This window comes from Frigoribacterium faeni (assembly GCF_011761235.1).
Classification (GTDB): domain Bacteria; phylum Actinomycetota; class Actinomycetes; order Actinomycetales; family Microbacteriaceae; genus Frigoribacterium; species Frigoribacterium faeni_A.
Genome location: NZ_JAAOYW010000002.1, coordinates 1,181,391 through 1,203,987, shown reverse-complemented (window position 1 = coordinate 1,203,987; position 22,597 = coordinate 1,181,391). Strand labels below are relative to the sequence as shown.

The following is a 22,597-nucleotide window of genomic DNA, read 5'->3' as shown; positions in this document are numbered from 1 at the left end:
GGCATTTGACAATGTGCACGCTGTTGAGTTCTCAAGGACCAAACGCATCAGGAACCCGACCTGTAATAGATCATCGTCCGGAGCGGCTGTGAAACCTTAGCACCGATCTTCGTGATGGAAGACCATGGCGTCTCGGCTCCGAGTGGAGCCTGGCTCTTCGAGAAGAGCCTTTCGTTCCGAGTGGAACGAGCCACAACCTTACATCGTGTTTCTCGGTGTTGCAACTTGCTTGGTCCGAGGCCAGCTAGAAGGACTAGAGGCAACTCGAGGACTTGGAAGTCGGTCCCGCTTGAGGCCGGAGGAGCTTCGCTCCGCCGCACCTTTGGGGTGACAAGAAAGAACATTACAGGCACATCGGCCCATCCGTCCAAACCCTGTCGCATCCCGGGCGTGTCGCAGTGCCGATCCCCGGAAAATCAAGGGTCGGGGCCTCGATCGGCCCGCAGACGGCGGCACACGGCCGCTCCGACCACGGTGAGCTGCCCGGTCGACCCCGCCGTCGAGGCGACGGCGGCCCCGACTAGCCCAGGGGCAGGACGAGGACGACGACCAGGGACAGCGCCGCGACGAAGACCCACGAGCCGAGGCCGACGAGCACGGCCCGACCACCGGTGCGGGCGAGCCGCTCGAGGCGCACGCTCGACCCGAGCCCGACGAGTGCCAGGCCGAGCAGGACCGTCTGGACCGTGTCGGCCCCGGTGACCACCGCCTCCGGCAGGTCGACCAGGGTGCGCAGCACGACCGCGGCCAGGAACCCGACCACGAACAGCGGCACCAGGGGCGGCCGGGTGCCGGCGTCGCCTCCCCCGCGACGGACGACCGCCGACGTGATCGCGACGACGGGGGCGAGCATCACCACACGGGTGAGCTTCACCACCACGGCGATCGCCAACGCCGAGGCGCCCGCGGTCTGCGCGGTCGCCACCACCTGGCCGACGTCGTGCACGCTCGCGCCGGTCCACGCGCCGAACTGCACGGGAGTCAGGCCGAGCGCCGAGCCGAGCGCGGGCAGCACCGCGATGGCGGCCGTCCCGCAGAGGGTGACCAGCGCGACCGGGGTCGCGGCGTCCTTGCCGCGGTCCCGCGTCACCGCCGACATCGCGCCGATCGCCGACGCCCCGCAGATCGAGAAGCCGGCTGCGAGCAGGAGGGGCTGGTCACCGGGGAGGCGCGCCCACCGCCCGAGCAGCCAGGTCACCCCGAAGGTGGCCGCGAGCACCCCGACCACCGCGAGCACGGTCACCCAGCCGAGGCCGGCGACGTCGACCAGGCTGAGCTTCAGCCCGAGCAGCACCACACCGATGCGGAGCAGCCGCTTGGCCGAGAGCGTCAGCCCCGGTGCGAGCACCCCGTCGAGGGCCGGCCGGAGAGCGGGCACCTGGCCGAGGACGATGCCGAGCACCACGCAGCCGGTGAGCACCGGCACCGCGGGGACCGCCAGGTGCAGGAGCCAGGCGACCCCGAGGACCACCGCGGCGAGGGCGACCCCGGGCAGGTGCCGTGCCCGCCGGGGCACGGCGGCGGTGGCCGGGGTCGTCACCGAATGTGCCTAGACGCGGTTCTTCGCGGGGTTGATCAGCGAGCCGATGCCGGAGATCGCGACCTCGACGGTCTCGCCCGCCGTGAACGGGCCGATGCCGGCGGGCGTCCCGGTGAGGATGACGTCGCCGGGCAGCAGCGTGAACACGTCGGTCACGTACTCGATGAGCTCGGGGATCTTGTGGATCATCTGCAGCGTGGACTCGCGCTGCTTGACCTCGCCGTCGACGCGGGTCTCGATGGTCAGGTCTGTCCAGTCGAGCTCGTTCTCGATGTACGGGCCGAGCGGCAGGAACGTGTCGTAGCCCTTGGCGCGCGTCCACTGGCCGTCGGCCGTCTGCACGTCGCGGGCCGTCACGTCGTTGGCGATCGTGTAGCCGAAGACGACGTCCTGGTAGTCCTCGGCCTTGACGCGCTTGGCGATCGAGCCGATCACGATCGCGAGCTCGCCCTCGAAGTCGACCTGCCCGACGTCGGGCGGCAGCTGGATCGAGTCGCCGAAGCCGATGACCGTCGTGTTCGGCTTCAGGAACAGCAGGGGCGCCTCCGGCGGGGTCTGCCCCAGCTCGTCGGCGTGGTCGTGGTAGTTCAGCCCGACGCCCACCACCTTCGAGCGCGGGATCACCGGCGCGAGCAGCTTCGCCGAGCGGAGCGAGACGCGCTCGCCCGTCGTCTCGTAGCCGCTGTACATCGGGTCGCCCGCGAGCACGATCAGCTCGCGCTCGTCGACGATGCCGTAGCGGGGGTCTTCTCCGGGGGTCGCGAACCGGGCGATCTTCATGCGTCGAGCCTCGTCATCCATCCGTGGACGTCCTCGCGACGCCCGTACTGGATGTCGGTGAGCTCTTCGCGCAGCGACATCGTGAGGGGTCCGCCCTCGGCGGCGGGCGACCCGATGTGCAGGCCCTCGCCCTTGAGCTCGGCGATCGGCACGACCACGGCGGCCGTGCCGCAGGCGAACACCTCGACGATGTCGCCGTTCGCGACGCCGTCGCGCCACTCGTCGAGCGAGACGCGGCGACGCTCGACGCGGTGCCCGCGGGCCTCGGCGAGCTCGAGGATCGAGTCGCGCGTGATGCCCTCGAGGATCGAGTCGCTGTCGGGCGTGACCAGGGTGCCGTCGGCGTAGACCAGCACCACGTTCATGCCGCCGAGCTCTTCGATGTACGAGCTCTCGGACGAGTCGAGGAACAGCACCTGCTGGCAGCCGTTCTCGTAGGCCTCCTGCTGGGGCAGCAGCGACGAGGCGTAGTTGCCGCCCGTCTTCGCGGCGCCGGTGCCGCCCTTGCCGGCGCGGGCGTAGTTCGTCGTGAGCCAGATCGAGACCGGTGCGACGCCTCCCGTGAAGTAGGCGCCGGCCGGGCTCGCGATGACGTGGTAGTCGACCTGCTGCGCGGCCCGGACGCCGAGGAAGCCCTCGGTCGCGATCATGAACGGTCGCAGGTACAGGCTGGTCTCGGGGGCGCTCGGCACCCACGAGCTGTCGACGCGCACCAGCTGCCGCACGCTCTCGACGAAGTCGTCGGTCGAGAGCTCGGGCAGCGCGAGACGACGGGCGGAGCGCTGCAGGCGGCGCCCGTTCGCGTCGGGCCGGAACGACCAGATCGAGCCGTCCGCGTGGCGGTAGGCCTTCATGCCCTCGAAGATCTCCTGCGCGTAGTGCAGCACCGACGCGGCCGGGTCGAGCCGGAGCGGGCCGTACGGGTGGACGCGCGCGGCGTGCCAGCCCTCGTCGAGCGTCCAGCGGATCGACACCATGTGGTCGGTGAAGTGCTTGCCGAAGCCGGGGTCGCTGAGGATGACCTCGCGCTCGGCGACGTCGCGGGCCGTCTCGGACGGCGTGAGCTCGAAGCTCAGCCCGAACTCGGCGGTGTCGTCGGTGGTGCTCATGATGCGGCCTCCTGGCGGGTGAGGGCGGCGACGCGGTCGGCGATCGCCGTGCCGATCTCGGACGTGCTGCGGCGCGTGCCCGACGAGCCGACGCGCTCGGCGAGGTCGGCCTCGACGGCGGCGCGGACGCGCCCGGCGGCCGCGTCGAGCCCGAGGTGGTCGAGCAGCAGCGCGACGGACAGGACCGCGGCGGTCGGGTCGGCCAGCTGCCGGCCGGCGATGTCGGGAGCCGAGCCGTGCACGGGCTCGAACATGCTCGGGAACGCCCCGCTCGGGTTCAGGTTGCCCGACGCCGCGAGACCGATGCCTCCGCTGATCGCGCCGGCCAGGTCGGTGAGGATGTCGCCGAACAGGTTGTCGGTGACGATCACGTCGAAGCGGGCCGGGTCGGCGACGAGGTGGATGGTGGCCGCGTCGACGTGCTGGTAGTCGACCTCGACGTCGGGGTACTCGGACGCGACGGCGTCGACGACGCGCTGCCAGAGCCCGCCCGCGAAGACGAGCACGTTGGTCTTGTGCACGAGGGTGAGCCTGCCGCGCCGGCCGCGCGCCGTCTCGAACGCGTACCGGACGACGCGCTCGACGCCGTGCGCCGTGTTCACGCTGACCTCGTTGGCGATCTCGTGCGGGGTGCCGGCGCGGAGGACGCCGCCGTTGCCCACGTAGGGGCCCTCGGTGCCCTCGCGGACCACCACGAAGTCGACCTCGCCCGGGTCGGCCAGCGGCGAGGGGACGCCGGGGAACACGGTCGTCGGACGCAGGTTGACGTAGTGGTCGAACGCGAAGCGGAGCTTGAGCAGCAGGCCGCGCTCGATGACGCCGCCCGTCAGGCGCGGGTCGCGCGGGTCGCCGCCGACCGCTCCGAGCAGGATCGCGTCGTGCGAGGCCAGGGCCTCGAGGTCGTCGTCGGTGAGGACGTCGCCGGTCTCGAGGTAGCGCGCCGCCCCGAGGTGGAACGTCGTCACGTCGAACGAGGCGTCGGCGCCGGCCGCGACCTCGAGCACCTTGAGGCCCTCTGCGACGACCTCGGGGCCGATGCCGTCGCCGGGGACGGCGGCGAGCCGGACGGTGCGCGACATGGGACTCCTGCGGTGATCGGGTCGGGTGACCCTCCACTGTACCTGCGCGGGGAGGCGGGACGCGCCTCCCCGGGACGGGCCTCGGGGAGGCGGGGGGCGCCTCCTCGGGTCGGGCCTCGGGGAGGCGGGTGCGCCTCCTCGGGTCGGGCCTCGGGGAGGCGGGGGGCGCCTCCTCGGGTCAGTCGTGCGCGGAGGCGCGGCGCAGGCAGACGAGGGCGACCACGACGGCGAGGGCCATGATGCCGGCGCCCACCGCGGCGGTCGCGACGAGGCCCGTGTCGAAGGCGTGCGCGGCGGCGGCGAGCAGCGCGTCCGCCGCCGCCGGGTCGAGCGGCCCGGCCGCGGCGACGGCGCCGCCCAGCGTCTCGCGGGCCGCCGACGCCGCGTCGCCGGGGACGACGTCGGGCACGACGAGGGCTCCGCGGTAGATGGCCGTGAGCATGCTGCCGAGCACGGCGGTGCCCAGCACGGCGCCGACCTCGTAGGCGGTCTCGGAGACGGCGGAGGCGGCTCCGGCACGGTCGGCCGGGACCGCGGCGATGATCAGGTCGTTCGAGATCGTCTCGGCGGCGCCGACCCCGAGCCCGACGAGGGCGAAGCTGACGACGAAGACCCACACGGGGGCGCCGGCGCCGGAGAGCCAGACGGCTCCGTAGGCGACGCCCGCCGCGGCGAGCCCGACGGCGACGATGCTGCGCGGCGCCACCCGGCGGACGATCGGCACGACCGCGAGCCCCGCCACGACCATGACGACGAGGCCGGGCAGCAGCGTGAGGGCGGCGTGCAGCGGACGCAGCCCGACCACGAGCTGCAGGTGCTGCGTCGTGAAGAAGAGGAAGCCGACGAGCGACGTGATGGCCAGCAGGTTGACGACGATGGAGCCCGCGAACACCGGGTCCGCGAACAGCCGCACGTCGAGCAGGGGGCGCGGCCGACGCAGCTGGCGGCGGACGAACAGCCAGCCGGCCGTGACGCCGACCACCGCCAGCCCCAGCACGTCGAGGCCGGGACCGTGCGTGGCGAGCTGCTTGATCGCCGCGACGACGGGCGCCATCGCCACGAGGGAGAGCAGGACGGAGACGAGGTCGAACGGGCCCGGCGCGGGGTCGCGGCTCTCGGCCACGAGCAGCGGGGCCGCGATCAGCAGGGGCAGCAGCACCGGCGCGGCGATGAGGAAGATCGAGCCCCAGGCGAAGTGCTCGAGCAGGACCCCGCCGAGGATCGGGCCGAGCGCCGAGCCGGCGGCGAAGCCGCTCGCCCAGATCGCGATGGCGAGACGGCGCTGGTCGCGGTCGGTGAACGTGCTGCGGAGCAGCGACAGGGTGGCGGGCATGATCATCGCGCCGAAGAAGCCGAGCACCGCCCGGGCCGCGATGAGCGCCTCGGCCGTCGGGGCGAAGGCCGCGGCGAGCGACACCGCGGCGAACCCGCTGGCCCCGATCAGGAGGAGGCGCCGCCGGCCGAAGCGGTCGCCGAGCGAGCCCATCGCCACGAGCAGGCCCGCGAGGACGAGGGAGTAGACGTCGACGATCCAGAGCTGGCCCGCCGCGCTCGGCCGCAGCGCGGTCGAGATCTCGGGGAGCGCGAAGCTCAGCACCGTGTTGTCGACCGAGACGAGCAGCACCGGGAGCATGAGGACGACGAGGGCGGCCCACTGCCGGGTGCCCGCGCGGGCGGGGGCGGGCGCCTGCGCCGGGGCGGGACCGGGTGCCGGGGTCCGTGCCGGCGCGGGGGCGGGTGCCGGGGCCGGGGACGATGCGGGCGCTGGGGTCTGGCGGGCGTCGGGGGTGCTCATGGGGCTCTCGGGGTCGAGGGGCGGGCGGGGGTTCTCGCTATACCGTCCAGACGGTACAGCTTCACAGTCCAGACGGTACAGTAACAGGATGAGCCCGCGTCCGTCAGCCCGTGAGGCGATGCTCGACTCGTTCGAGCAGCTCGTCGTCGAGGCGGGCGAGCGCAGCGCCACCTTCGACGCGGTGGCCGCCGCTGCGGACGTCTCCAAGGGCGGGCTGCTCTACCACTTCCCCTCCCGCGAGGCGCTGGTCGACGGCCTCGTCGCCCGTCTGGACGCCCTGCTCGACGACGACGTGGCACGGATGACCTCGGCGGCCGACGGGGTCGTCGACTACTTCATCCGCACCTCCTCGCGGTCGGCCCTGCCCGAGGACGACCCGCTCGACCGCTGCATCACCGCCGTCGCGGGGCTCGGCGCGAGCGGCCGCTGGCCGCAGGCCGTCGCCGCGCTGACCGCCATGCAGGACCGCTGGTACCAGGTCGTGCTCGACGAGGTCGGCGACCCCGCCGTGGCCAGCCTCGTCTGCCTCGTCTCGGACGGGCTCTACTTCACCCCGGCCCAGTTCGAGGAGGCGTCGGTCGCGTCGGGCGCACCGGGCGCGAGCCGGCGGGGGCGCGCCTCGGTGGACGAGGTCGTCGCGCTGCTGCGGAGCCTCGCGCGCTGAGTCCTGCGAGGGGTCGCCGCCCGTCGCAAATGCCGACCGTGCGGGTCGCAATGACGGGAAGATCACGTATTGCGCGGGCCGATCCGTGCCGGCGGTCGGCATTTGCGACACAGACCGTGCGGGAGGGGGAGGCCGCGGGCGATCGCAGCACGCGGGACGGGCGCGGGAGGCGGTGGAGCGGGGCCACCGGAGCAGGCCGCCGCGGCGCGGGGCGGGTCAGGCGGGGAGGACGCAGGCGGGGCTGCCGAGGGGGACGACGTCGACGGGCGCTCCGGGGACCCCGGTCTCGGGGTCGAGGGGCAGCACGACGAGCGTGTCGGACCCCTGGTTGGCGACGTAGAGGGCACCGGGCGTGACGGCGAAGTGCCGGGGCCAGGTGCCCCCGCAGGACGCCTCGCCGACGAGGCGCAGCCGGCCGTCGTCTCCGGGCGCGAGCACGCTGATGCTGTCGCGGCCCCGGGTCGCGACGTAGACGCGTCCGCCGTCGACGTCGAGGTGCGACGGGAACGCGCCCGGCGTCGACGACGAGCCCTCGAACACCTCGACGGAGTGGTCGACGACGAGCTTCTCGCCCGTGCGCCGCAGCACGTGCAGCCGGGCGTCGAGCTCGCCCGCGACGACGAGTCGGCCGTCGTCGAGCCAGGCCACGTGCCGCGGCCCGGCGCCCGCCGGCAGCAGGTGGACGCCGACGATCTCGGGCACCAGGGTGACGGGGTCGACGGCGACCTCGACGAGGCGGTCGGTGCCGAGGTCGCTGACCAGCAGCGTGCCCCAGGGGGTCGGGGAGGCCTGGTGTGCGTGCGGGTGCTCCTGGCGCTCCTGGACGGGGCCGCGGCCCACGGGCATCGCGACGGCGTGCACGACCCGGCTCGTCACGGAGGGGTCGCTCGACAGGACGCCCAGCGTGCCGCCGACGTAGTTCGCGACGACGAGGGCGCCGGAGGCCGGGTCGAAGAGGACGTGGCACGGCGCGGACCCCCCGGAGGCGGCGCTCGACGCGGCCACCAGGCGACCGGCGGAGACGGTGTAAGACAGCACCCGCCCCTCCGTGGTCTCGGACACGGCGTGCAGCGCGCCCTCGGTCGCGACGAGGAACGACGGGTCGTCGGCCTCGACGGTCTGCACCGTCTGCCACGGCTGGCCGGGCGCGGTGCGTTCGAGCACGGTGATGCCGACTCCCGAGCCGCCGCTCGAGGCGGTGTACGAGCCGACGTAGAGGCGCCGGGGCGACGTGGGCTCGGCCGGGCGGACGGGCACGGGGCCCGCGGCCGGGCCGCCCTCGGCGCCCCGGTCGCTCACGCGTCGCCCCGCGGTGCCGCGGTGCCGCTCGCGATGCGCTCGTGGTGCTGGATGACCTCGCCCACGATGAAGCCGAGGAACTTCTCGGCGAAGGCCGGGTCGAGGTGCGACTCTTCGGCGAGCTGGCGGAGCCGCTGGATCTGCACGCGCTCGCGCTCGGGGTCGCTGGCCGGCATGCCCGCCGCGGCCTTGAGGTGGCCCACGGACTGCGTGAACTTGAAGCGCTCGGCGAGCAGGTGCACGAGCGCGGCGTCGATGTTGTCGATGCTGCGACGGATGCTCGAGAGCTCGTCGATCGCCTCGCGGTCGTCGGTCGTGAGGGGGCTGTCCGCCCCGAGGGGACTGTCGAGTGCCATGCTCCGACCCTATCGGCCGGCCCCGGGCCACGACCGGACCGGACGGACGAGGAGGCGCGTCCCGCGATCGCGGGACGCGCCTCCTCGGGTCGTGCTCGACGTCAGTCGACGAGGGTCAGCGTGACCTCGACGTTGCCGCGCGTCGCGTTCGAGTACGGGCACACGTGGTGCGCCGCGTCGGCGAGCTCCTGGCGGCGGTCGGCCGGGACGTTGGGCGTGTAGATGTCGAGCTCGACGGCCAGGCCGTAGCCCCCGTCGCCGTTGCCGCCGATGCCGACGCTCGCGCTGACCGAGCTGTCGCTCGTGTCGACGTCGAGCTTCTTCGCGACGCCGTGCATCGCGCTGAGGAAGCAGGCCGCGTAGCCCGCCGCGAAGAGCTGCTCGGGGTTGGTGCCCTCGCCGGAGCCGCCGAGCTCCTTGGGGGGACGGGTGTCGAAGTCGAGGCGGTCGTCCTCGCTGCGGACGTGGCCGTCACGGCCCCCGCCGGTGGCGTGGGCGATGGCGGTGTAAGCGATCTCCAGAGTCATGAGAGCAACAGTCGACCCCTCATCTGGACGGTTGCTGAACAGTCTCCAGACGGCGCATGAGACCATCCCGGACGCCCGGCCACTCGTCCGCGAGCACCGAGTAGACCGCCGTGTCGCGCCACGAGCCGTCGGCCCGCGGCTGGGTGCGCCGCTGGACTCCCTCGAAGGTCGCGCCGAGCCGGAGGATCGCCGCCCGCGACCGCTCGTTCGCGCCGTCGGCCTGGATCTGGACACGCCCGAGCCCGTGGTCGAAGAGCGACCCGAGCACGAGCAGCTTCGTCTCGACGTTGACGCCGGTGCCCCAGACCTCCGGGGCGTAGGCGGTCCAGCCGAGGTGCGCGCTCTCGCAGCGGAGGTCGACCTGGCCGACGGTGGTGGTGCCGAGGAGCTCGCCGGCGTCGGGCCCCGGGGTCGTGCGGCGGACGCCGTAGACGAGCCCCGAGTCCCAGAGCAGGTAGCCGCGCATGAACTCGGCCCAGCCGTCGTAGTCGGCGCGGTACGCGGCCGCGCCGCCGCCCCAGCCTCCGGCGAACACCTCGGGGCGGCCGATCGCGCGGTGCAGCTCGGGCAGGTCGTCGAGGGTCAGCGGGGCCACGGTGACGAGGCGGCCGACGAGGGGCACGTGGGGCAGGGGCGCGGACGGCGACATGCCTCGATCCTGGCAGGTGGGGGCAAGATGTCATCGTGACCACACCCCGCACCTTCGGCCAGTCGGCCGAGTCGTTCGTCGACCTGCTCTCGCGCGTCCGTCCCGAGCAGTGGGAGGCGCCCGGTCTCGACCGCTGGAGCGTCCGCAGCCTGGCGGGCCACGCCTCCCGCGCCGTCCTGACGGTGTCGACCTACCTCGGCCTCGACGAGCCGAGCGACGTGACGATCCCCTCGGCCGAGGCCTGGTACTCGGCCTACGCGTCGCAGTTCACCGACGCCGACGGCGTGCACGCCCGCGGCGTCGAGGCCGGCCTCTGGCTGGGCGACGACCCCGCCGCCCGCGTGGCCGAGGCGCTCGCCGAGTCGCGCGCCGCCCTCGACCGCGCGCCCTCGAACCGCATCGTGTCGCTCGGCGGCATGGGGATCCCGCTCGGCGAGTACCTGCGGACCCGGGTGTTCGAGCTGGTCGTGCACACGATCGACCTGTCCCGGGCGACCGGGCTGACCCACACGCTGCCGTCGACCGCCGTCGCCGACACGGCCGCGCTCGCGGCACGCGCCGCCACGATGCAGGGACACGGCGAGGAGGTGCTGCTCGCGCTCACGGGACGCGGCCGCCTCGGGGACGGGTTCAGCGTCGTCTGAGGCGGGGGCGCCTCCTCGGCTCGTGCCGTCGGCCCCGGGTGCGGGGGCGGGGGCGGAACTCAGGAACGGGGCGGGGCGGGTTCCTGATCGGTGCACGGCTCAGGACGCTCGTTCCTGAGCCGTGAACACTCAGGACACGCGTTCCTGAATGAGGAGAGGACGGGCGCGGGAGGGGCGGGGCGGTCAGCCGAGGAGGTCGTGGCGCACGACGATGGCGTCGCGGCCGGGGCCGACGCCGATCGCCGAGATGCGGGCGCCGCTCATCGCCTCGACGGCCAGGACGTACTGCTGCGCCGCCTCGGGCAGGTCGGAGAACTCGCGGGCCCCGGTGATGTCCTCGCTCCAGCCGGGGAGCTCTTCGTAGATCGGCACGGCGTGGTGGAAGTCGCTCTGCGACACCGGGACCTCGTCGTGGCGGACCCCGTCGACCTCGTACGCGACGCAGACCGGGATGGTCTCGAGGCCGGTGAGCACGTCGAGCTTCGTCAGCACGAAGTCGGTCACGCCGTTGATGCGCGCCGAGTAGCGAGCGATCGGGGCGTCGTACCAGCCGCAGCGACGCGGGCGGCCGGTGGTCGTGCCGAACTCGAAGCCGTTGGCCCGGAGGAACTCGCCGGAGGCGTCGAACAGCTCGGTCGGGAAGGGCCCGGCGCCGACACGGGTCGTGTACGCCTTGACGATGCCGATGACGCGCTCGATGCGGCCCGGGCCGATGCCGGAGCCGGTGGAGGCGCCTCCTGCGGTCGCCGAGGACGACGTGACGAAGGGGTAGGTGCCGTGGTCGACGTCGAGCATCGTGGCCTGGCCGGCCTCGAAGAGGACGGTCTTGTCGGCCTCGAGCGCCTGGTGGATCTCGAGGGCCGTGTCGGCGACCATCGGCTTCAGCCGCTCGGCGAACGAGAGCAGCGACTCGACGATCTCGTCGGCCTCGATCGCGCGGCGGTTGTAGATCTTGACGAGCAGGTGGTTCTTCTGGTCGAGGGCCGCCTCGACCTTCTGGCGCAGGATGCCCTCGTCGAAGATGTCCTGCACACGGATGCCGACGCGGTTGATCTTGTCGGCGTAGGTCGGGCCGATGCCGCGGCCCGTGGTGCCGATCTGCCGCTTGCCGAGGAACCGCTCGGTCACCTTGTCGAGGGTGCGGTGGTAGTGCGTGATGACGTGCGCGTTGGCGCTCACCTTGAGCCGCGAGACGTCGACGCCCCGGGCGATCAGGGCGTCGAGCTCGTCGAAGAGCACCTCGATGTCGACGACGACGCCGTTGCCGATCACGGGCGTGACGCCGGGCGACAGGATGCCCGAGGGCAGCAGGTGCAGGGCGTACTTCTGGTCGCCGATGACGACCGTGTGGCCCGCGTTGTTGCCGCCGTTGAACTTGACGACGTAGTCGATGCGGCTGCCGAGCAGGTCGGTGGCCTTGCCCTTGCCTTCGTCGCCCCACTGGGCTCCGATGATGACTACTGCGGGCATGGTCGTCTCCTCGCGGTCGGCGGTCGCGCCGGGTGGGGCGCGGCTGCACCGTGATCGGGTGCACTCGAGTCTACCGACGAGGAGGCGCGCCACGCCGCCCGGGACCGCTCTAGGAATTCGTTGCGCGATACGACAAACTACGGCCATGAGTCTCGTCGCCGGGGTCGACTCCTCGACCCAGAGTTGCAAGGTCGTGATCCGCGACACCGTCACCGGAGCCCTGGTGCGCCAGGGCACCGCCCGGCACCCGGAGGGCACTGAGGTGCCGCCCGACGCCTGGTGGGACGCGCTCGCCGAGGCGATCGCCGCCGCCGGCGGCCTCGACGACGTCGCCGCGATCTCGGTCGCCGGGCAGCAGCACGGCATGGTCGCCCTCGACGCCGACGGCGAGGTCGTCCGCGACGCCCTGCTCTGGAACGACACCCGCAGCGCCCCCGCCGCCCGCGAGCTGACCGCCGAGCTCGGGGCCGAGGAGTGGGCGCGACGCACCGGCTCGGTGCCCGTCGCCTCCTTCACGGCCACCAAGCTGCGCTGGCTGCGCGACGCCGAGCCCGAGAACGCCGCGCGCGTCGCCGCGGTCGCCCTGCCGCACGACTGGCTGACCTGGCGGCTCCTCGGGCACGGGCCGGCCGCCTCCTCGCCCCTCGGCCCCGACCTCGACGCCCTCGTCACCGACCGCAGCGACGCCAGCGGCACCTCGTACTGGAGCCCCGGCGACGAGGCGTACGACCTCGAGCTGTTCGAGCGGGCGCTCGGGCGGGCCGGGCGGGTCGCCGCGGGGCGGAGCGAGGGTTCTGGCGCGGGGGACGGCTCGGACGGCTCGGGCGCCGGGGCCGGCCCGGACGGCCCGGACGGCTCGGACGACTCGGCCGTCGTGCTGCCGCGCGTGCTCGGACCGTCGGAGGCGGCGGGCACGACGGTCGCGCACGGGCCCGTCCCCGAGGGGATCGTCGTGGGCGCGGGCGCCGGCGACAACGCCGGCGCGGCCCTCGGGCTCGACGCCGGGGTCGGCGACCTCGTCGTCAGCATCGGCACGAGCGGCACGGCGTTCGCCGTGACCGACTCCCCCACCGCCGACGGCAGCGGCACGGTCGCCGGGTTCGCGGACGCCGCGGGCGGGTTCCTGCCGCTCGTCGCCACGCTCAACGCCGCCCGGGTGCTCTCGTCGATCGGCGCGCTGCTCGCCGTCGACCACGACGAGCTGGCCCGCCTGGCGCTCGCCGCCGAGCCCGGCGCCGGCGGGGTCTCGCTGGTGCCCTACTTCGAGGGCGAGCGAACCCCCGACCTGCCCGACGCCACGGCCACGATCTCGGGGCTGACCCTCGCCTCGACCACGCGGGAGAACCTCGCCAGGGCGGCCGTCGAGGGCATGCTGTCGGCGCTCGCCGACGGCGCCGCCGCGGTACGCGACCAGGGGGTCGAGGTGCGACGCGTGCTGCTGATCGGCGGCGCCGCGCTCAACCCCGCCGTGCAGGCCGTCGCCGCCCAGGTGCTCGACGTGCCGGTCACGGTGCCCGCGCCGGGCGAGTACGTCGCCGACGGTGCGGCACGGCAGGCGGCGTGGGCCCTCTCGGGGACGCGACCGGGGTGGACCGTGTCGACCCGCGCCTCCTCGGAGCCGGACCTCGTGCCCGCGATCGGCGAGCGCTACCGCGCGGCGCAGGCGCTGGGGTCGCTGCCGCGCTGAGCTGCTCGCGCCTGCTCGGGGCTTCCTGGGCCGAGGGCGGGTCTTCCGGGCCGAGGGCGGGTCGGCGGGGACCCGCCCTCGAGCCGGAACACCCGCCCTCGACCTGAGAACTGGGAGGCGCGGCGCCGGGACGAGGAGGCGCGGCGGCGGGACCTAGGATCGGCACATGGCACCGGAACCGGGACCCACCCGCTCGACGATGGCGGAGGACTACCTCAAGGTCATCTGGAAGGCCGAGGAGTGGGCCGCCGAGGGGTCGGCGGGCATCACGACGAACGAGATCGCCGCGACGCTCGGGGTGGGGGCCTCGACGGTGTCGGGCAACCTCCGCAAGCTGGAGCGCGACGGCTACCTCGACTACGAGCCGTACCGGCGCATCGCCCTCAGTGACCTCGGCCGTCGCGTCGCGGTCGGCATGGTGCGACGCCACCGGCTGATCGAGACCTACCTGGTCGAGCGGCTCGGCTACTCGTGGGACGAGGTGCACGTCGAGGCCGAGGTGCTCGAGCACGCCGTCAGCGACCGGCTGCTCGAGGCGTTCGACGTCGAGCTCGGGCACCCCACGGCCGACCCGCACGGCGACCCGATCCCCGCCGCCGACGGCACGGTCGAGCGGCCCGTCGCCCACACTCTGCAGGAGTTCGTCGAGGGCGAGTGCGGCCACGTCGTCCGCGTCTCGGACGACGAGCCCGAGCTGCTGCGCTACCTCGGCTCGCTGCAGCTGCACGTCGGCGCGCACGTGCGGGTCGCCGAGCGCCGCGACTACGCCGGGTCGCTGCGCGTCGAGCTGGACGACGGCACCGTCGACCTCGCCGGGCCCGCCGCCGGCGCCGTGTGGGCGACGCGCGACGAGCACGGGCACGCGGCGGCCGCGTCCGCCTGAGCGGCGCTCGGCGCGGGCTCGCGCTCGGGGGCTGCCGCGCGCCGTGCTGCTCGGCACTGCCGCGCGTCGTGTCGCTCGGGGCTTCCGCGCGCGGTACTGCTCTCTCCTGGCACCGCCGAGTGAACCGAACACCGCCCACTGCGGCGGTGTTCCGTTCACTCGGCGGTGTCGGGGGTGCGGGTCGGGGCGGCGGGCAGCACTGGGCTGGCAGGGCGGCAGGGCAGCGCGGGGCCGGGCCGGGCGGCGGGCGGCACGGGGCCGGGCGGGCAGCAGCAGGAGGCGGGGGGGGCAGGAGGCGCGGGTCAGGGGGCGACGCCGGCCGGGTCGGCCAGGAGGTCGGCGAAGGCCAGCTCGGCGGCCCCGATCATCAGCCGGTCGGCGCCGAGGGCGGCACGGCGCACGTGCAGGTCGTCGCGCGGGCCGGGCAGCGCCTGCGCGGTCACGCGGTCGAGCAGCCGGTCGGGCGCGGCGGCCTGCAGCGACCCCAGGAACCCGCCGAGCACGATCACCGACGGGTTGAAGGCGTTCACGACGTTGCGCAGCGCCACGGCCACGTAGTCGACCTGCCGCTCGACCTCGCGCCGCACGTCGGCGTCGCCCTCGGCGAGCGCCGTCGCCAGCGCGGCGTCGAGCTCGTCGGCCTGGGCCCGGCTCAGCCCGGTGACGGCGAGCAGCGCCGCTTGGCCGACCTCGGTCTCGAGGCAGCCGACGGCGCCGCAGTGGCAGAGCACCCCGGCCGACTCGACGAGGGTGTGCCCGATCTCGCCGGCGAAGCCGTCCCGCCCGCGCAGGGGCCGGCCGTCGACGACGACGCCCCCGCCCACGCCGCTGGCGCCTCCGTTGAGGAACACGAGGTCGAGGGCGTCCGCGCCGGCGCCGAAGAGGCCCTCGGCGACGACGGCGGTGGACGCGTCGTTGGCGGCACGGGCGGGCAGGCCGGTGGCCTCGGCGAGGAGGCGGGCGAAGGGCTCGTCGACCCAGCCGAGGTGCGGCGCGAGGCGCACGAGCCCGCCGTCGGCGTGCACGAGCCCGGGAACGGCGGCGCCCACCCCGACGACGCGGGCGCCGGGCACCTCGCCGGCGAGCTCCGCGACGAGGCGGGCCGCGAGGTCGGCGGCCTCGGCGGCCGTCGGGACGCCGTCGGTCTCGTGCCGCACGCGCCGCTGCACGACCCCGTCGAGCCCGACGCGGCCGACCGTGACGGCGTCGATCTCGGGGTTCACGGCGAAGGCGACGACGTCGGGCGAGGCGCTGACGACCGGGCTCGGCCGGCCGACGCGGTTGGCCGAGACCGGCTCCGACTCGACGGCCAGGCCGCGCTCGACGAGCTCGCCCACGAGGGCGGCGATGGTGGAGCGGTTCAGGCCGGTGAGGCGGGTCAGCTCGCTCCGCGAGGTCGGACCGTCGCCGTGGACGATGCCGAGGACGGTCGCGAGGTTCGAGCCCCGGGGGCGGTCGAGGAGGGGGCGGGCGCGTCCCGCAGGAGGGGCGGCCGGGACCGCGGTCGCCCGCCGCGCTCGGGCTGCGGGCTCGGGCCGGGCTGCGGACTCGGGCCGGGGCGCGGAGTCGGGCGACGTCGCCGGCACGGACGGCGTCGCCGCGCCGTCCTGGGCCTCACTCGTCTCGTCTCGCACCGCGGCCTCCCTCGCTCACGAGGTTATCGTCCGCACGGACGCGGGCCGTGCCCCCGGCGAGGTCGTGCTGCGACCCGCACGCCACGCCTCGCCCCGCACGACGCAGCCGCACCCCGCTGCACCGCGCGACCGCTCACGCCTCGTGCGGCTCGGCGCCGAGCGGGACGAGCGGCGGGACGTCGGGCCGGGAGACCAGCGACACGACCGCGCCGGACGCGCTCGACGCGGCCACCGCCTCCGTGATCTCGAGCACGTGCAGGGCGACGTCGCCGGAGGCGCGGTGCGGCTCCCCCACGGAGACCGCCCTGGCGAGGTCGGCGAGCCCGACGCCGCGTCCGGCGTCCAGGTAGCCCGCGGTCGGCTCGACGCCGCGCCAGGTGCGGTCGTCGGCGGTGAGCAGCTCGACGGGGTCGCCGAACATGTTCGCGTCGGGCACGGCGATCGTGCCCCGCGTGCCGAAGAACTCGGTGATCGGCGCCCGGGAGCCCCACACCTCGAAGCTCACCGTCACGGTCGAGACGGCTCCCGAGACGTGCCTCAGCAGGGCGCTCGCGTGGGTGTCGACCTCGACCTCGAGCGGCTGGCCGGCGCGCGGCCCCGTGCCGATCGTCCGGCGGCGGGCCGAGCGCGAGACCAGGCCGGACACGCTCTCGACGGGGCCCAGCAGGTGCACGAGCGTCGTCAGGTAGTACGGCCCCATGTCGAACAGGGGGCCGCCGCCCGGGCGGTAGTAGAAGTCGGGAGCCGGGTGCCACGCCTCGTGCCCGGACGCCGTCCACGAGACGGCCGCGCCGACGGGGTCGCCGACGACCCCCGACGCGACGAGCTGCGCCGCGGTCTGGACGCCCGTGCCGAGCACCGTGTCGGGCGCCGACCCGACCCGCACCCCGGCGACGCGGGCCGCCTCGAGCACCGCCGTGCCGTCGGCGACCGTCAGCGCGAGCGGCTTCTCGCCGTAGACGTGCTTGCCGGCGGCGATCGCCCGCAGCGCGATCTCGGCGTGCGCGGCCGGGATCGTGAGGTTCAGCACGACGTCGACCCGGTCGTCGGCGAGCAGCTCGTCGACGGTCAGGGCCCGCACGCCGAGACGCGAGGCCACGGAGGCGGCACGCTCGCCGTCGAGGTCGGCCACGGCCTCGAGGGCGAGACCGGGCAGCCGCTCGAACGTCGCGAAGTACTGCTCGCTGATCACCCCGACGCCGACGACGCCGACGCGCATCGGGGCCGGGGCGCGGCCGGCTGCGGCGCCGGTGGGGCCCGTGCGGCCCGTGCCGCTCACGCCGCTCATCGCGACGCCCACAGCAGGCCGCGCTCGACGAGCGTGCGCACGGTCGGGTGGTCGAGCACGTCCTGCGAGTGCCCGGGCGTGACGACGGCGATGCGGCCGAGGCCCCACTGCCGGGTCCAGACGGCGGGGGAGGTCACCGGGCGCGTCCAGGGGTCGCCGACCCGCGCCTCCTGCGTGGTCGTCGCGAGCACGTCGAGGTAGTCGTCGTGCAGCAGCCAGTACTGCTCGCTGTCGAGCTCGAAGTCGTCGAGCCCCTCGGTGACCGGGTGCGTCGCCGCCGCCTCCGTGAAGCGGATCGTGTGCCGGACGAACGCGTCGGTCCCGTCGCCGACCCGGTCGGCCGCGGGCTTGCCCGGGTGCGAGGCGAACTGGCCGCCGACCAGGTGCAGGTAGTCGGCGTCGCCGCGGAACGAGTCGGCGATGCCGCCGTGCCAGCCGGCCAGCCCGGTGCCGGCCTCGACGGCCGCCCGCAGGCCCGCCGTCTGCGCCCCCTCGATCGTCGACATGGTGACGTTCTGCAGCACGAGGTCGGCGCCGCTCATCACGTCGGCGTCGGCGTAGACCGCCGGGCCGTCGTGCACGCTGACCTCGAAGCCCGACCGCTCGAGGAACGGCACGAACGAGTCGGTGGTGCCGACGGGGTCGTGGCCGTCCCAGCCGCCGCGGACGACGAGCGCGCGGCGGGTCACGAGGCGGCCGCCGCAGTCGCGGGGGAGGTCGTCGCGGGGGGTTCGCTCGCGGGCCTGGTGAAGGCGCTCGCGGGCGCGGTCGGCGTCCAGCGGCTGCCGTCGGCGGCGCTGCGCTCGACCGCCTCGAGGACGCGCTGCACCTGGAGCCCCTCCGCGAACGACGGGGTCGGCTGCTCGCCGGCCGCGAGCGCGACGACGAGGTCGCGCACCTGGTGGCTGAAGGCGTGCTCGTAGCCGAGGCCGTGCCCGGTCGGCCACCACGACGCGGCGTAGGGGTGCTCGGGCTCCGTGACGTAGATCGTGCGGAAGCCGAGCTGGTCGACGGGCGCGCCGGCGTCGTAGACCTCGATCTCGTTCATGCGCTCGAGGTCGATCGCGACGGCGCCGCCCGTGCCGCTGAACTCGAGCCGCAGGGCGTTCTTGCGGCCGGTCGCGACGCGGGTCGCCTCGAAGGTGCCGAGCGCGCCTCCCTCGATGCAGGCCGTGAAGATCGCCGCGTCGTCGACGGTGACCTGCCCGCGCTCCGAGGAGGCGGTGCCGCCGAGACCGCGGACCTCGCCCAGCAGGGGCCGCTCGGTCGTGAACGTGTGCAGCAGGCCGCTCACGTCGGTGAGGGCGCGGCCGGTGACGAACTGCACGGCGTCGACGAGGTGCGCGCCGATGTCGCCGAGCGAGCCGGAGCCCGCGGCGGCCTTGTCGAGGCGCCAGGTCATCGGGCCCTCGGGGTCGACGAGCCAGTCCTGCAGGTAGAGGGCGCGCACCTGGCGCAGCTCGCCTATCGCGCCCCGGGCCACGAGGTCGCGGGCGAAGGTGATCGCCGGCACGCGCCGGTAGCTGAAGCCCACCATCGCCAGCACGCCGCGCTCCGCCGCGGCGGCGGCGGCCTCGGCCATGCGCTCCGCCTCGGCGACGGTGTTCGCGAGGGGCTTCTCGCAGAGCACGTGCTTGCCGGCCTCGAGGGCGGCGACCGCGATCTCGACGTGCGTCGAGCCGGGCGAGCAGATGTCGACGAGCTGGACGTCGTCGCTCTCGACCACGCGCCTCCAGTCGGACTCGGTCCGCCGCCAGCCCCAGCGCGCCGCCGCCGACCGGGTCGCCTCGACGTCGCGCCCGACGAGCACGGCCGTGCGCGGCCTGAGCGGCAGGTCGAAGAACGCGGGAGCGGTGCGCCAGGCCTGGGAGTGGGCCGCTCCCATGAAGCCGTGGCCGATGAGGGCGACTCCGAGGTCGCCCCGGGGGTCGGCCGAGTCGTCGTTCTCGGGGGACATGGTGACTCCTTCGTCGTCGTCCGCTGGTTCGTTGCGCTGCACCACAAACTAGGCCGGGGACGCCCGGCCCGCAACGAGCCCGGGCCGCTCGGCCGCCTCGCCGACCCTCCGGCTCCTCGCCGACTCCTCTCCGACTCCTCGCCGGCTCCTCTCCGACGAATCGCGCCGGGGGACTGTCGCACGAGGCTCGGGCGGGATATGTTGAGTCGCACAACATTCACCGTGGCGACCTCGCCCGGTGGACGGACCGCCTCGTGACCACTCTCGGAAAGGGACACCGATGTCCACCACCCCCACGCGCGACGACAAGTTCTCCTTCGGACTCTGGACGATCGGCTACACCGGCGCCGACCCGTTCGGCGGCCCGACCCGCCCCGACCTCGACGTCGTCGAGGCCGTCGAGAACCTCGACCGCCTCGGCGCCTACGGCCTGACGTTCCACGACGACGACCTCTTCGCGTTCGGCTCGACCGACGCGGAGCGCCAGAAGCAGATCGACCGCCTCAAGGGCGCCCTCGACGCGACCGGCATCGTCGTCCCGATGGTGACGACCAACCTCTTCAGCGCACCCGTCTTCAAGGACGGCGGCTTCACCTCCAACGACCGGGGCGTCCGCCGCTTCGCCCTGCGCAAGGTGCTGCGCAACATCGACCTGGCCGCCGAGCTGGGCGCCAAGACCTTCGTCATGTGGGGCGGCCGCGAAGGCGCCGAGTACGACGCGGCGAAGGACGTCCAGGCGGCGCTCTCGCGCTACAAGGAGGGCGTCGACATGCTCTCGCAGTACGTGCTCGACAAGGGCTACGACCTGCGCTTCGCGATCGAGCCCAAGCCGAACGAGCCCCGCGGCGACATCCTGCTGCCGACGCTCGGCCACGCGATCGCGTTCATCGAGACGCTCGAGCACCCCGAGATGGCGGGCGTGAACCCCGAGGTCGGCCACGAGCAGATGGCGGGCCTGAACTTCACGGCCGGCATCGCCCAGGCGCTGTACCAGGGCAAGCTGTTCCACATCGACCTCAACGGCCAGCGCGGCATCAAGTACGACCAGGACCTCGTCTTCGGCCACGGCGACCTGCAGAACGCGTTCTCGCTCGTCGACCTGCTCGAGCACGGCTCGCCCCAGGGCGGCCCCTCGTACGACGGCCCCCGCCACTTCGACTACAAGCCGTCGCGCACCGAGGACATCTCGGGCGTCTGGGACTCGGCCGCCGCCAACATGCGCATGTACCTGCTGCTCAAGGAGCGCGCGCAGGCGTTCCGCGCCGACCCCGAGGTGCAGGAGGCGCTGGCCGCCTCCCAGGTCGCGGAGCTGTCGACCCCGACCCTCGGCGACGGCGAGGGATACGAGCAGCTGCTGGCCGACCGCGCCGCGTACGAGGACTACGACGCGGGCCAGCACTTCGGCGGCCACGGCTACGGCTTCGTCCGCCTGCAGCAGCTCGCCCTCGAGCACCTGATGGGCGCTCGCAGCTAGGGCTGACGCGCCTCGCACGCCCTGACACCGCGTTGTGGACGGAGCACCGCCGAACGACGCGGTGTTCCGTTCACAACGCGGTGTTCGCGTTCGGCGGGGACGGGGTGCGGCGCTGGGCGCGGGGCGGGGTGCGGCGGGGGCAGGGTGCGGCACAGCCCGCAGGCGGCTGACGCATCACTGCCGAAACACCCCGTTGTGGACCGAACACCCCGTCGTTTCGGGGTGCATCGTCCACAACGGGGTGTTTCCGCGTGCGGGGGCGGTGCTCGCTCCTCCAGCAGAACGGGGCGCGCGGGGCCGCGGTCGGCGCGACACCGCGTTGTGAACGAAGCACCGCCCAACAACGCGGTGTTCCGTTCACGACGCGGTGCTCGCGTGAGGCGCGGGCAGGGTGCGGGGCGCGGCGCGGGGCCGGGTGGGGCGGGGTGGAGCGCAGAGAGGAGCAGCGCGGAGGGGCACGCGACTGATGCGCCGCCGCCGAGAACCCCGTTGTGGGGGGGGGGCCCCCGCGGGGGGGGGGGGGGGGGGCCCCAAGCGGGGGGGGGGGGGGGGGGCGCCCGGGCGCCCCCCCCCCCCCCGCGCCCCCCCGCGCCGGCCCCCCCCCCCCAGCCCCCCCCCCCCCACACCCGGTTGTGGACGATGCACCCCGTCGTTTCGGGGTGCATCGTCCACAACGGGGTTCTTCGGCGTGCGGGGAGGGCGCCGCGACGTGCGGGGAGGGCGCGGGGCGCGGGTCAGGGGCGGGGGGCGAGGGCGGCGCGGGCGCGGTCGGCGGCCTGGCGGGCGGCTCCGGCGTCGGCGACGGCACGGCGACGCTCCCGCGTGAGGAACTTCTCGCGGTCGTCGAGCTCGCCGCTGCGGCGCTCGGCGGCGGAGAACTCCTCGCGGAGACGGCGCAGCTGCCCGAGCACCTCGTCACGGTCGGCGGCCAGCCGGGCGGCGCGCTCGTCGACCTCGGCGAGCGCCGCCTCCGCCTCGTCGGCCTCGCGCTCCGCGTCGGCGGCCGCACGCTCGGCGGCCCGCCGGGCGGCCTCCCGCGCGCCCGACCGAGAACGTGAACCCGGGCCCGCCGATCCGCCGTCACCGTCGCCGTCGTCGCCGGACCCGTCACCGGACCCCGACCCCGCCCGCCCCGCCGCCCGGAGCCGCGCCGGGGCGACGCCCTCGGGGGCAGGGCCGGCGACGGCGTCGGCGAGGTCCGCCTCCTCGAGGCCGTCGGCGGCGAGCGCCCGCACGAGGCGACCGCTGCGCACGGCGGCGGCCGCGGCCGGGTCGGCCACGGCGGCCCGGAGGGTCTGCTCGACCTCGGCGAGCGCCGCGGCGGAGAGCGGCTGACCCGCGTCGACGGCCAGGTCGCGGGCCCGGGCGACGAGGCCGGCCAGCGCCTCCTTGCGGTCCCGGGCGAGTGCGGCGAGGGCGGCGCGGTCGCCGTCGGACTGGGCGGTGCGGAACCGCTCGCCGAGGTCGTCGAGCGCGGCGACGGCGTCGGCGGCGTCGCGGGCGAGCAGGTCGACGGCCCAGGCGGACGAGGAGGCGCGGCGCAGCGCCCGCAGGGAGGTCGCGAGGGCGGCGTCCCCGTCCGACCTCGCCTCGGCGGCCCGGGCGTCGCGCGCGGCGACGAACTCCTTGGGCGGGAGGGCGTAGAGCTGCCGGGCGGCCTCCGCGAGCGTCATCGCCCGACCCTACCCACGCCTCCTGCGGGAGGATGGCCCTGTGGACCGGCAACACGGCCTCTGATCTTGCACACCGGTGTGCAAGATCG

Annotated in this window: 20 protein-coding genes; 5 read left to right on the top strand and 15 right to left on the bottom strand. The window is 74.7% G+C overall.

Going from position 1 to position 22,597, the window contains the following annotated elements; all coding sequences use genetic code 11:
- Positions 1–520: 520 nt before the first annotated feature.
- The 5 genes from FHR78_RS12090 to FHR78_RS12070 form a co-directional block, all read right to left on the bottom strand.
- Positions 521–1,540: a YeiH family protein gene (locus FHR78_RS12090; RefSeq protein WP_347878174.1), complete on the bottom strand. Its 1,020-nt coding sequence runs from the start codon at positions 1,538–1,540 to the stop codon at positions 521–523.
- A 9-nt stretch (positions 1,541–1,549) separates the two neighbouring features.
- The gene (locus FHR78_RS12085) at positions 1,550–2,320 is read right to left on the bottom strand and encodes a fumarylacetoacetate hydrolase family protein (RefSeq protein ID WP_166760691.1); all 771 of its coding nucleotides are present in this window, start codon (positions 2,318–2,320) and stop codon (positions 1,550–1,552) included.
- The gene (locus tag FHR78_RS12080; protein ID WP_166760690.1) at positions 2,317–3,429 is read right to left on the bottom strand and encodes a branched-chain amino acid aminotransferase; all 1,113 of its coding nucleotides are present in this window, start codon (positions 3,427–3,429) and stop codon (positions 2,317–2,319) included. The genes FHR78_RS12085 and FHR78_RS12080 overlap by 4 nt, the downstream gene beginning before the upstream one ends.
- Positions 3,426–4,508, bottom strand: a complete 1,083-nt coding sequence (locus FHR78_RS12075) for a 3-isopropylmalate dehydrogenase (protein ID WP_166760689.1) — start codon at positions 4,506–4,508, stop codon at positions 3,426–3,428. Before FHR78_RS12075 ends, FHR78_RS12080 begins: the two co-directional genes overlap by 4 nt.
- 178 nt (positions 4,509–4,686) lie before the next feature.
- Entirely contained in the window at positions 4,687–6,303 is a 1,617-nt protein-coding gene (locus FHR78_RS12070; RefSeq protein WP_166760688.1) for an MFS transporter, read from the bottom strand.
- Positions 6,304–6,391: 88 nt separating this feature from the next.
- On the opposite strand from FHR78_RS12070, the gene FHR78_RS12065 reads away from it, so the two are divergent.
- On the top strand, positions 6,392–6,967 hold the full coding sequence (locus tag FHR78_RS12065; protein WP_243862289.1) for a TetR/AcrR family transcriptional regulator: 576 nt from the start codon (positions 6,392–6,394) through the stop codon (positions 6,965–6,967).
- A gap of 216 nt (positions 6,968–7,183) precedes the next feature.
- Here FHR78_RS12065 and FHR78_RS12060 read toward each other — a convergent pair whose 3' ends face one another.
- The 4 genes from FHR78_RS12060 to FHR78_RS12045 all read right to left on the bottom strand — a co-directional run bounded on the left by FHR78_RS12060 (position 7,184) and on the right by FHR78_RS12045 (position 9,798).
- Complete coding sequence (locus FHR78_RS12060; protein WP_166760687.1) at positions 7,184–8,266, bottom strand: beta-propeller fold lactonase family protein; 1,083 nt, start codon at positions 8,264–8,266, stop codon at positions 7,184–7,186.
- The gene (locus tag FHR78_RS12055) at positions 8,263–8,622 is read right to left on the bottom strand and encodes a chorismate mutase (protein ID WP_166760686.1); all 360 of its coding nucleotides are present in this window, start codon (positions 8,620–8,622) and stop codon (positions 8,263–8,265) included. The genes FHR78_RS12060 and FHR78_RS12055 overlap by 4 nt, the downstream gene beginning before the upstream one ends.
- A 101-nt stretch (positions 8,623–8,723) precedes the next feature.
- Entirely contained in the window at positions 8,724–9,143 is a 420-nt protein-coding gene (locus tag FHR78_RS12050; protein ID WP_166760814.1) for an organic hydroperoxide resistance protein, read from the bottom strand.
- Between the two features lie 25 nt (positions 9,144–9,168).
- Positions 9,169–9,798 (bottom strand): GNAT family N-acetyltransferase, encoded by a 630-nt coding sequence (locus FHR78_RS12045; RefSeq protein ID WP_166760685.1) that lies wholly within the window; start codon positions 9,796–9,798, stop codon positions 9,169–9,171.
- A 35-nt stretch (positions 9,799–9,833) separates the two neighbouring features.
- Between FHR78_RS12045 and FHR78_RS12040 the strand changes: the two genes are divergently transcribed.
- Positions 9,834–10,442, top strand: coding sequence for a maleylpyruvate isomerase family mycothiol-dependent enzyme (locus FHR78_RS12040; protein ID WP_166760684.1), 609 nt, complete (start codon positions 9,834–9,836; stop codon positions 10,440–10,442).
- Positions 10,443–10,625: 183 nt separating this feature from the next.
- Here the strand turns inward: FHR78_RS12040 and FHR78_RS12035 are convergent, their stop codons facing one another.
- Positions 10,626–11,912: an adenylosuccinate synthase gene (locus tag FHR78_RS12035; protein ID WP_166760683.1), complete on the bottom strand. Its 1,287-nt coding sequence runs from the start codon at positions 11,910–11,912 to the stop codon at positions 10,626–10,628.
- A gap of 145 nt (positions 11,913–12,057) precedes the next feature.
- Between FHR78_RS12035 and FHR78_RS12030 the strand changes: the two genes are divergently transcribed.
- Together FHR78_RS12030 and FHR78_RS12025 are read left to right on the top strand one after the other, a co-directional pair.
- Complete coding sequence (locus FHR78_RS12030; RefSeq protein ID WP_166760682.1) at positions 12,058–13,599, top strand: xylulokinase; 1,542 nt, start codon at positions 12,058–12,060, stop codon at positions 13,597–13,599.
- 166 nt (positions 13,600–13,765) lie between these two features.
- The gene (locus tag FHR78_RS12025) at positions 13,766–14,482 is read left to right on the top strand and encodes a metal-dependent transcriptional regulator (protein WP_166760681.1); all 717 of its coding nucleotides are present in this window, start codon (positions 13,766–13,768) and stop codon (positions 14,480–14,482) included.
- Between the two features lie 302 nt (positions 14,483–14,784).
- Here the strand turns inward: FHR78_RS12025 and FHR78_RS12020 are convergent, their stop codons facing one another.
- The 4 genes from FHR78_RS12020 to FHR78_RS12005 all read right to left on the bottom strand — a co-directional run bounded on the left by FHR78_RS12020 (position 14,785) and on the right by FHR78_RS12005 (position 19,361).
- A complete protein-coding gene (locus FHR78_RS12020; protein WP_347878173.1) occupies positions 14,785–16,116 on the bottom strand; it encodes an ROK family transcriptional regulator in 1,332 nt (443 codons plus the stop codon).
- Positions 16,117–16,249: 133 nt separating this feature from the next.
- A complete protein-coding gene (locus FHR78_RS12015; RefSeq protein ID WP_166760812.1) occupies positions 16,250–17,335 on the bottom strand; it encodes a Gfo/Idh/MocA family protein in 1,086 nt (361 codons plus the stop codon).
- Between the two features lie 65 nt (positions 17,336–17,400).
- A complete protein-coding gene (locus FHR78_RS12010; RefSeq protein ID WP_166760680.1) occupies positions 17,401–18,093 on the bottom strand; it encodes a ThuA domain-containing protein in 693 nt (230 codons plus the stop codon).
- Positions 18,090–19,361, bottom strand: coding sequence for a Gfo/Idh/MocA family protein (locus FHR78_RS12005; RefSeq protein ID WP_166760679.1), 1,272 nt, complete (start codon positions 19,359–19,361; stop codon positions 18,090–18,092). The genes FHR78_RS12010 and FHR78_RS12005 overlap by 4 nt, the downstream gene beginning before the upstream one ends.
- Before the next feature lie 280 nt (positions 19,362–19,641).
- Here FHR78_RS12005 and xylA point away from each other — a divergent pair, with 280 nt between their 5' ends.
- A complete protein-coding gene (xylA, locus tag FHR78_RS12000; RefSeq protein ID WP_166760678.1) occupies positions 19,642–20,835 on the top strand; it encodes a xylose isomerase in 1,194 nt (397 codons plus the stop codon).
- A 734-nt stretch (positions 20,836–21,569) separates the two neighbouring features.
- Here the strand turns inward: xylA and FHR78_RS11995 are convergent.
- On the bottom strand, positions 21,570–22,508 hold the full coding sequence (locus FHR78_RS11995; protein ID WP_166760677.1) for a transposase: 939 nt from the start codon (positions 22,506–22,508) through the stop codon (positions 21,570–21,572).
- Positions 22,509–22,597: the final 89 nt, after the last annotated feature.